The 9730-nt window shown below is 42.3% G+C and carries 10 protein-coding genes; 3 read left to right on the forward strand and 7 right to left on the reverse strand.

Annotated elements, in window-relative coordinates:
* Positions 1 to 179 precede the first annotated feature (179 nt).
* From AC1P5O_RS15365 to AC1P5O_RS15375, 3 genes are all read right to left on the reverse strand, one after another.
* Positions 180 to 689, reverse strand: coding sequence for a hypothetical protein (locus tag AC1P5O_RS15365; protein WP_004646660.1), 510 nt, complete (start codon positions 687 to 689; stop codon positions 180 to 182).
* Positions 690 to 752: 63 nt separating this feature from the next.
* Entirely contained in the window at positions 753 to 1532 is a 780-nt protein-coding gene (locus AC1P5O_RS15370; protein WP_004279976.1) for a TIGR03915 family putative DNA repair protein, read from the reverse strand.
* A complete protein-coding gene (locus AC1P5O_RS15375; protein ID WP_121979938.1) occupies positions 1532 to 2608 on the reverse strand; it encodes a putative DNA modification/repair radical SAM protein in 1077 nt (358 codons plus the stop codon). Before AC1P5O_RS15375 ends, AC1P5O_RS15370 begins: the two co-directional genes overlap by 1 nt.
* Positions 2609 to 2815: 207 nt before the next feature.
* Between AC1P5O_RS15375 and AC1P5O_RS15380 the strand changes: the two genes are divergently transcribed.
* Entirely contained in the window at positions 2816 to 3859 is a 1044-nt protein-coding gene (locus AC1P5O_RS15380) for an NAD(P)H-dependent flavin oxidoreductase (protein WP_005263131.1), read from the forward strand.
* Between the two features lie 55 nt (positions 3860 to 3914).
* Here the strand turns inward: AC1P5O_RS15380 and AC1P5O_RS15385 are convergent, their stop codons facing one another.
* Together AC1P5O_RS15385 and dusB are read right to left on the reverse strand one after the other, a co-directional pair.
* A complete protein-coding gene (locus AC1P5O_RS15385; RefSeq protein ID WP_121979937.1) occupies positions 3915 to 4592 on the reverse strand; it encodes a hypothetical protein in 678 nt (225 codons plus the stop codon).
* A gap of 249 nt (positions 4593 to 4841) precedes the next feature.
* On the reverse strand, positions 4842 to 5861 hold the full coding sequence (gene dusB / locus AC1P5O_RS15390) for a tRNA dihydrouridine synthase DusB (RefSeq protein WP_499006321.1): 1020 nt from the start codon (positions 5859 to 5861) through the stop codon (positions 4842 to 4844).
* 129 nt (positions 5862 to 5990) lie between these two features.
* On the opposite strand from dusB, the gene AC1P5O_RS15395 reads away from it, so the two are divergent.
* Complete coding sequence (locus AC1P5O_RS15395) at positions 5991 to 7586, forward strand: tyrosine-type recombinase/integrase (RefSeq protein ID WP_499006315.1); 1596 nt, start codon at positions 5991 to 5993, stop codon at positions 7584 to 7586.
* Positions 7576 to 8268 (forward strand): hypothetical protein, encoded by a 693-nt coding sequence (locus tag AC1P5O_RS15400; protein ID WP_499006317.1) that lies wholly within the window; start codon positions 7576 to 7578, stop codon positions 8266 to 8268. Before AC1P5O_RS15395 ends, AC1P5O_RS15400 begins: the two co-directional genes overlap by 11 nt.
* Positions 8269 to 8458: 190 nt before the next feature.
* On the opposite strand, the gene AC1P5O_RS15405 is transcribed toward AC1P5O_RS15400, so the two are convergent.
* Positions 8459 to 8830: a hypothetical protein gene (locus AC1P5O_RS15405; RefSeq protein ID WP_499006318.1), complete on the reverse strand. Its 372-nt coding sequence runs from the start codon at positions 8828 to 8830 to the stop codon at positions 8459 to 8461.
* Positions 8830 to 9414 (reverse strand): N-acetylmuramidase family protein, encoded by a 585-nt coding sequence (locus AC1P5O_RS15410; protein ID WP_499006320.1) that lies wholly within the window; start codon positions 9412 to 9414, stop codon positions 8830 to 8832. Before AC1P5O_RS15410 ends, AC1P5O_RS15405 begins: the two co-directional genes overlap by 1 nt.
* Between the last annotated feature and the right edge of the window lie 316 nt (positions 9415 to 9730).

The raw sequence follows: 9730 nt of genomic DNA on the forward strand, positions 1-9730 counted from the left end.
CTTCATGTACCACCATCATTTTAAAGGCAAAGCTATAGTCACGTTGTGTACGTTTAACTCGTTGTTCTCGTTTATGTTCCATAAAATAAGTCTCTTAAGGTGTAAACTTATTTCAGGACGGGACAATGCTTAAAATCAAAAAAGCCCATCTGTGATGGGCTTTTTTCTGGCTTTAGGATTTACAGCGCAGCTTTTAAATTACAGCCATAACCCATGGTCTGCTGAACCTGACGATAAGTCGTATAACGATCCAGAATAAAGGTATAAAAATGATCAGCATCAGAGAAATTAGCTTTTAAATTTTCATTCTTGGCATTGGGCAATTTAATGTCATCGACCAGTTCCAGATTGTAATGTCCCAAACGGAACATATCGGCAAAATAACTATTCATCATATCGCAATAGGCGATTTTACTAGGTTTTAATGCGGTACTGCTAACGAGATGCTGGTTCAAGCTTTGCAGATTATTGACATCTAAAGGAAACTGGTGTGCGAAAGCAATGCTTTCGACTTTCTTAAATTTCTGAAAGTCTTGGGCTAACTGGACATTGAGTGCATCAAAACGTTGCTGCAGTTCCTGTGCGGTCTGAACCTGATATTTGGCTGGATCTACGACCGGTTTTTGTGGTTGTTCCGAACATGCAGTTAATCCAGTGAGCAGCGCTAATGACGTTAGCCATACCTTCATGTTTATACACTCAATTTAAATATACCAATGCTTATTATGCCTGAAAGCAGCTTGATGTACTGTTTAAAGTAATTTCTCATTCATATAACGCCAGTAGCGCTTTGGCACATATTGAATATGCAATTTCATGTTCTTGCGCGCCTGAATATTCACACTGTTAAAATAGTCTTTCCAGAGCTGATCATATAGCAGCTCTTGATCATCCAGTTCAATACTGAATGATTGACTATGACCAATCCGGATTTGTGGATCGATTATTTCAGCGTTCATCTCGACCTGATGCATCTGCCTTAAATCATAATAAATACCGTAATTACGCTGCTCGTCATAAATCAGCCAGCTTTGATCCTGATAACGCTCCTGAAAATGTCGGGAAATAATCGGCAAGACATTAAAATCCGGTCTGACCAGACTCAGAAACAAACCATCTTTGGCTTTTTTAAAGCGTACAAAAGCCTCCATACGATGCTTTTCCCGCCCCACTTGCTTGGCCCATTGCGACATGCCGATCACCGCAGTATGACCATAATCTTTATCGACTGGACGCTGGTTTTGAAAGACATAGACTGCAAAATCAAAAAGAGTCTGGAACGCTGCTTCCTGCTCTGACAAAAACGTATAGTAAAAAGCACGCAAACTGCTGGAAGATACTTTCTGCTTTAATCCCTGCCACACCCGCTGCCCATGCTGATCATTAGAGGCCACATGGATAAATTCATCAAATAAACCTGTTTGTGCTTGAGGATTGGCCGTCACTATCACGTTAAATTCTTTAAACTCGAAAGCACGAAATACACAACTGAGCAGACCAGTCATGCTGCCATCAAAACAGTAACTTGCCACTAGAAACCCAATCCTAATTGAGGTGAAAGTTGCTGCTGATATTTGGATTGTCCTGACATCAAAATTTGCTGGCGAATCTGATGGGACTGCTGATCTTTCTTAAATTTCGGTGTATCTGCACAGCAGATAAAATGCTGCGCCCGGTTATAAGCCACGCCCATGCGTTTTAGCTGGTCAATATGAATCTGTCCAAAACGGCGGGCCTGTACAATTTTCTGGGCAGAACGTACACCTATACCGGGTACCCGTAGAATCATTTTATAGTCGGCACGGTTAATATCGACTGGAAAGGCTTCAGGATGACGCAAGGCCCAACTGAGTTTGGGATCAATATCCAGCTCCAGATTCGGATGCTGCTCATCGACAATTTCATCAGCAGCAAAGCCATAAAAACGCATCAGCCAGTCAGATTGATACAGACGATTTTCTCTTAATAATGGCGGTGCTGAACCGATGGCGGGTAAGGCTTTATCTTCAGGATTAATCGGGATATAACCAGAGAAATACACCCTTTTCAGCTTGAATTCCTTGTAATGCCGGTCAGCCATCAAAATAATGTCCTGATCGGTTTCACTATGCGCGCCCACCACCATCTGTGTAGTTTGTCCGGCTTCGGTAATGATCTCCTGTGATGCACCCGGAATAGTTTTCAGATGAATATAGCCATTAAAGTTTTCTTCGAGTCTAAGTTTTTTGACCACTTGCAGCATCCGTTCCATGGTGTGATCCGCCGACTTAAAAATACCCGAACTGAGAAACAGCCCCTCAATATAATTACGCCGATAAAAATTCATGGTCAGATCCACGACTTCCTGCACGGTAAATGCTGCACGCTGGACATCAGCGGAACGGCGCGAAACACAATAGGAACAGTCAAAAATACAGACATTAGAGAACAGAATTTTCAGCAAGGAAACACAGCGGCCATCTTCGGTATAGCTATGACAGATGCCATTGCCGGTATTGCCCACACCCTTTTCTTTATTTTTACGATTGCTACCACTGGATGAGCACGACACATCATATTTGGCAGCATCGGCTAAAATTTGCAGTTTTTCACGGATACGATCAGACATGAGCTCAGAGAATATGTGACCAAAAAGCTATTATAAAGTCTTAATTTCTAGACCTATAAATAATCCGTCTCTTTGACGACATAGCGTGTCGCAAGAAATGTAAATAACACGTAACCCATGCTGCAGTATTTCAAAATAAAATAACCAATATGATTTGCTTAATTTTGTGCTCAAAGGCAAAGTAAAAGCATAACAAGGAGCAAATCTATGTCTTTATTAGAAAATCTCGGAATTAAACACCCTATTTTCTTGGCACCGATGGCAGGTGTCTCTACGCCCGAGCTTGCTGCCGAAGTGTCCAATCAGGGTGGCTTGGGTTCACTGGGTCTGGGGGCCAGCAGTATTGATGCAGCGCGACAACAGATTTTAAAGACCCAGGAATTGACAGATTGCCCTTTTCAGGTCAATTTTTTCTGTCATGACAGTATGCCTCTAGATGAAGCTGTAGCGCAGGCCTGGATTGCCCAGTTTAAAGATAAATTTGCCAAATATGGCGCTCAGGCACCCCAGCATTTGAAGTGTATTTATCCGAGTTTTAAAGACAATGATGACTTCCTGAATCTGGTATTGGAAACCAAACCGCGAGCAGTCAGCTTTCATTTTGGGATTCCGCATCCACATCAAATTCAAGCCCTCAAACAGGCCGGGATTCTGACCATGGTGTCTGCCACCAATTTTGCCGAAGCCAAAGCTATTGAGGCAGCCGGAATTGATATCATTATTGCACAGGGGATTGAAGCTGGCGGCCATCGTGGGATTTTTAGCACCAAGTTTGATGCTTCAGTCAAAACCTCGAATCTGGTGAAACTGATCAAACAGCATTCTTCCTTGCCGATTGTAGCGGCAGGCGGGATTATGACGGGTGAGCAAGCGCGTCAAATGATGGATTTCGGTGCAGATGCCGTGCAACTCGGGACTGCATTTGTGCAATGCAAATCTTCCAATGCCAATGAGGCTTATCGTAAAGCCCTATTTTCCAAGCCACTCACTCAAGTCAGTGCCAGCATTTCCGGTCGTCCTGCACGCGGCATCATTAACCACTGGCATATTGAGGTGGATACACCGGAGCGACTGGATGTTCCGGCCTATCCATATACTTATGATCTGGCCAAGCAATTACATGCTGCTGCTGCCAAACATGGGGATCAAGGTTATGGTGCATTCTGGGCAGGTTCGAACGTAGCACAGATTCGTGAAATGGAAGCTTCCGATCTGATTAACCAGCTCATACTGGAAATGAAGCATCTTTAATACTTGAATCATAAAAAAACCTCTCCACATGGAGAGGTTTTTAATTTATCTAGAATTAGCGTGTGACACGATGCCAGGCATCTTTAACTGCAAATTTCGCTTCTTCCCAGTTGAGGCGGGACTCACCTTTTAACTGTTCCCACTTGGTACGCAGTTCAGGTTCGGCACGGTCAAAATCCGTATCATGCTCATACATCGGACGATTTTCATAACCGACCCGGTAAGCACCGCGATAATCACGATCATAATCTAGATCGCCATATGTGCTACGCGTTTCATTGAAATACGGGCGATTATGATACTCATCTCTCCAGTAATTATCTTCTGCTCTCAAATGATCTGGATGTCGATAGTTATCTGCCTCAGGAAAGTTCTCTGGGTGCTGGTAATTATCTGTCTGCTTCCCATGATCAGGCGTTGCAATGTCATTACCTGCAATACCGCCAACTACTCCACCGATAATACCACCCACCACTGCACCTGGAGGACCACCTACTAGACCTGCAACTGCGCCTACCGCAGCTCCACCCAAAGTACCGGCACTGGTCGCAGCCAGATTATCCTCACCTTCATTCATGTCTGGAACACGAGGATTATCTTTCACGGGTGTATTCAAATCTGGACGAGCGTTAGTATCAGTCGGATTGATATTTATGCCTTCACTGCGTTCTTGTGGCAATTCCGTTGACGTTTTATGGCTAAACTCTGTGACTGGACGATTGGTATTTGTCATTACAGATCTCCCTCAATGATGACGATAAACAAGATGGATCACATCTGGTTTATATCTGGATAGGTTCATCATAGAGGAAGCTTGAGTAAGCAATGTCCAAGTCCTGTCCAGTTTAAGTGAACAAACTGTGCTGCTATGTATTAGACAGGCTGAAGTGTAAACAGAATGCAAAAATCAGCCCGCTCAAGATAAAAAAGGTAGGGATTTCATGCAAAAAATATTAAATGATTCGCTGAATTTTGCCCGTCATTACTTGGTTTCCAGTAAATTCACCTGCTCGACTTGTACATCATTCATGGTTAAACCATGTTCTAGCAATGCATTAAAATAATCTTCTACCACACGATACTGGTCAGCCGTATTTTCCACCTGATACATGTTCTGGCGAAACTCGTTGCTGGAACGCAAACCTTTGGTGTACCAAGCAATATGTTTACGGGAAATCCGGCAGCCGGAATACTCGCCGTAAAATTCGTATAATTCTGTCAAATGTCCCAGCAGTACATCTTTAACTTCTGTAATACTCGGTGCATCAAGATGTTGACCGGTTTTCAAATAATGGGCAATTTCACGAAAAATCCAGGGCCGACCTTGTGCTGCACGACCAATCATAATTGCGTCTGCACCAGTATAATCCAGCACATATTTGGCTTTTTCCGGACTGTCGATATCACCGTTAGCAATCACGGGAATCTTCAACATTTCCTTTACGTCTTTGATTAAAGAATAACGCGCGGTATTCAGGTACATATCTTCACGGGTACGGCCATGTAAAGCCAGTGCCGCAATTCCGGCTTGTTCAGCACGTTTGGCGACCCGTATAATATTTTCCTGGCCGTTCAAATAACCAAGACGGGTTTTTAAGGTCACTGGCACATCAACTGCAGCCACAACTGCATCCAGAATACGCGCAACTAGATCTTCATCCTGCAATAAAGCAGAACCGGCGAGTCGGTTACAGACCTTTTTGGCTGGGCAGCCCATATTAATATCAACAATTTGCGCACCATTGGCCACCTGATAACGTGCCGCTTCAGCCAGATCATGGGGATCTGAACCAGCAATCTGCGCTGAAATCGGTGCCAGCTCTCCATCAAAATTGGCACGATATAAGCTCTTTTTACTCATGCGCAAAGTTTTGTCAGATGTCATCATTTCACTGACCGCATGGCCTGCACCAAAGTATTTGCACAAGGTTCTAAACGGACGATCGGTCACACCTGCCATGGGGGCCACCCAAAGCTTCCTATCTATTGATCTTTCAAACAATTCTTCAATTACATTGTTTTTGCTCAAAATCTTTAACCTCGTTTAACTTCGTTTAATCGCTTCGTATTGACTTTTAGTGTCCTTTGATTGCACCCTACTTGCACCCCAATATTTTAATGGTGCAAATTCATGGGAACAGTCACTAAGCGACAAACAAAAGACGGCACAACCCGGTATAGAGCTCAAGTCCGTGTACAACGTCAAGGCTACCCTGAATTTAAACAATCCAAGACCTTCAGCAAAAAGTCATTAGCTGAGGACTGGATCAAACGCACGGAAGCAGAAATCGAATTGCACCCTGAAAAAATGTTGAATCCGGCGGTGCAAATAAAGCACAAAACGCTCAGGGAGTTCATTTTTCAGTATTTGGAAGAAGCAGACAGCTTTGCCAGGACAAAAACAGGAGCACTACAGCACATCGCTAGTTTAGATATTTCTGAGAAGAATATCTATTCTTTAACACGACAAGACTTTTCTGATTATGCAATTATGCGAAGAAAAGGCGATCCAGTTAAAGGAACTGATGGTGTTGCACCTGCCACCATCTTAAAGGACTTAAGCCATATCAAGGCTGTCATCGTTCATGCAGAGTTTGTATGGGGCGAACCCTTGGAGACTGTGCTAATTGAATTTGAAAAAGCCATGATTGGTTTACAGAAGTCTCGTATCGTGACCAGATCCAAACAGCGTGATCGCTTGCCTACGGCTGAAGAACTTCAGATGCTAACCAACTATTTTTATAAAAGCTGGAAACGTGTCAAGAATTCAACGCCGATGCATCTGATCATGTGGTTTGCCCTCTACACTGCCCGCCGTGAAGATGAGCTGTGTTCATTGCGCCTGGATGATTACGATGATCTGAATTGTCAGTGGTTAGTCAGAGATGCTAAGAATCCGAATGGATCCTTGGGTAATCATAAGTATGCTCACATGGAACCAAGAGCCATCAATATGATTGATGAGTTTATGAAACCAGAGGTCCGAGATCGAATGCTTGCCTTGGGATATGACAAGAATCTTTTAATTCCAGTGAATACGCGTACCGTGTCGACTTACTTTACCCGGGCATGTAATGCGTGTGGTATTAGCGATTTGCGCTTCCATGATTTACGCCATGAAGCTGCGACCCGTTATGCAGAAGATGGCTTTACCATTCCTCAGCTGCAGACTATCACTCTTCATGAATCATGGAATACCCTTAAGCGATATGTGAATCTTAAAAAACGCGGTACCCGATTAGAGTTTGAGGAAGCGATCCGTGTTGCGGAAGATAACTATAATAGTTATTACAAAGAATGGAGTAAAAAACAGCGCTACATGGCATTGGTGGATAAAGATGATGCCTTTGAAGATGAAAGTGAAATTAATGTTGAATTTGATTTCATTAAAAAGCACCTAGATGTATTCATTGAGATTCACCAAAACAATAAATACTTTAAACGCCTGCATGTAAATAAGTTAAATAGCAATAATCCATTCGCCTGGGATAATTCAAATAAATGTTTTGTAGCTCATGATATTCAATTAGCTTGGGAAGACTGGTTTACTGAGAATGGAAAAGTAGACTGGGATGAGTTACCGGAAGGAAGTACACATTTTGGTATCAAGGATCTGACTATAGTGAAGAAGCTTAAAACCCGTACTTATATATGGGAGACATCTATTCAAGGCTGGATAGATAGTTTTGGGCAGTATTTAATTGATGATAAGCATATTGGGAAATAAAGATGATGCAAGATTGGGCCGATATGGTGGATGGATGGAAGGAGTGATGAGTATATCAAAACTGGCATCTACAGTAATTTTATCAACATCGTTTGCTACGATATTTCTTTTTGCGTTTATTTTTTACTTGTATGGCGGGGAACGCAGTGTATTAGAAGATGCTCTATCAATGACTGCTAGTTTCTTTGGTGGAATCACAACTCTCGTGGCTGCGTATATTGCTACGCAGTTATTTAATGATTGGAGAATCAGTCACAATAAAAACATGGATGCACAACTTTGCATGAAAGTTATAAATTCAATTTACGATTGCGATTTAACTCTTCTTAGAATTAACAGTTTTTTTGTAGATTATTTAAGTTCACCTAATAAGGTTTTTTATGCGCAGGAGTTCGATATCAACTTGGATAAGCTTAGAGGCGTTATAGATATTATGGCTTCATCCTTATCCATATTAGGCCACATAATACCAAAAAATGAATATAACCAAAAAATTTTACCAAACTTAGAAAAAGTTATTGATGACCTAGAAGAATATTATGGGGTTGTAGATAACACGTTTAGGGGTCTTCATACCCCTATGCCTGATGATTTCATTAAAAAGTATAATGAGGTGTGTGAAAATAGCAGGATGAAATATAGATCTGTAATTGAAGAGCTACGCCAGTATTATAGAGCTTAAACCACCCTCACACATATCCCTACATTCACATTCGTTGTAATTGAATGAGCTGTGCAGCCCTCACTTGAGGGCCTTCACAATCGCACTATGACGCGCCTTACAGTCGTTATATTTAGCCACTGTATCAATAGACCAGACCAAAGCGACCTTACCCTGCCCTGATTCCAATTTTTGCAAATCAGGACATGGCTCAAGGAGGTTTGCCGGTATCACTGGTGATAAGTGAGTTGATGGCTGACACCCCGGCATCATCAAAGCAATGGTTGAGATACACAGGACGATCAATGATCTTTTGCACTTCACGTGTAACTGTTTCGACTTGCACGCCCTGCTCTGATTTTGCTGCTTCATAATCTGCACTCACCTGGTTAATTTGATTTTGTTTTTCAGTTAAGGCCTTGAGATGCTTTTGCTCTATTTGTTGAATTTTTGCTGTGCATTGTTCTGCAGCCTTGCGCAGTTTTCCGCTCAAGTGGTTGGTATAGGCGATTTGCCCCAGCCATAAAAAGAAAAAGACCGCAATTGCGATCCAGTGTTTGTATTTCCAGAGTGGTATTAGCACTATTTGCTCCATTTTTTATAAGCATTACCAAGCTTCACGTCATAAGAATTCTTAGCATAAGCAGCCCCATTGTAGCCACGTGCAAAAGCTTTCCAATCTTTATTCTTTAGAGCATTTACCAGGTTATTTGCATTGATGAATCGGCACATAGCATCCAGTTGTGAAGCTTCATCCCGATACATAGCATTAATGAAGTTCTGCAAAGTTGGATAACCCAAGGCTTTCCAGTGGTAGCCCATGACTTGACCAATACCCCATGAGGCAGACTCCAGTGCAGAATCACGATGATATTGAGCTGCTGCATTTAAGCGTCCATGTTGTGCAGAATATAAACCATATCCACCTGCAGATTTATTACATAGGTCTGGACGTTCTCGCATAGCTAGCGCTAAGTCTAAATCACGTTTATTAGCAATCAGTCGCTGGCGAAATACATGGCGCTCAAACAAAATGACTGGCGTCCCATCAGAATTAAAACCTGAGCCTTTACACTCAACTTCAATTACTGCTCGTAGGGCCGCAATCTCTATGCCTAGATTTTTTGCTTGAGCTCCTATCTGTGCAGTAGTTAATTTCTTATTCATTATCTTTATCCGTATTAAAAAATTTAGGACGTGCACCTTCTTTCCCCCAGATATAAAGCTGTCGAGTGAAGAGTACAAATACAATGCTTACTGTGGTGTAAAAAAGTGTGCCGGCTGGACTTGGTGAGTAGTCATCTTTTACAAAGAGTGCTACCCCAAAAATAATTGACAGCATCAAAAGAAAATCGATGTGTTAGCGGCAGTGTAAAAATGACCCCCTAATGGCATTTAAAAACTGACCCCCTTGGTTAATATAGCGGTCATTTTGGACTGCTCAATATGTTAACTTTGGAGCAAGCAGTGACAATCCAAATAC

This window comes from Prolinoborus fasciculus, assembly GCF_056724605.1.